At 55.1% G+C, this 294-nt stretch carries 1 pseudogene; it reads right to left on the bottom strand.

Annotated elements, in window-relative coordinates:
- A pseudogene (locus FLQ44_RS00955) lies at positions 1-236 on the bottom strand (metal ABC transporter permease); the annotation flags it as partial.
- Positions 237-294: the final 58 nt, after the last annotated feature.

The raw sequence follows: 294 nt of genomic DNA, 5'->3' as shown, positions 1-294 counted from the left end.
AGAACGATGAGAATGATGAACGGAATCGAGCGGAACACGTTCACCACAATCGACATCACGCTGTAGACCGTGCGGTTGTGGAATAACCCGCCGCGGGCGGTTAAAAACAGCGCCAGACCGAGCGCGATCCCCAGGACAAACGTCGCCACGCCGGAAAGCGCGGTCATGTAAAGCGTCTCCTGGGTTGCAGCCCAAAGCTGATCCCACTTCAGGTGCGGAAAGAGTTCTTCAGCCATGCTTGATTACCTCGCCTTCAATATCGCTTTGCTTCTGGTCGGCGAGGATATTGTTCAG

This window comes from Vogesella mureinivorans, assembly GCF_007644035.1.
GTDB classification, from domain to species: Bacteria; Pseudomonadota; Gammaproteobacteria; order Burkholderiales; family Chromobacteriaceae; genus Vogesella; species Vogesella mureinivorans.
The sequence above is the reverse complement of the archived record's forward strand: the minus strand, read 5'-3'. Positions and strand labels throughout refer to the sequence as shown.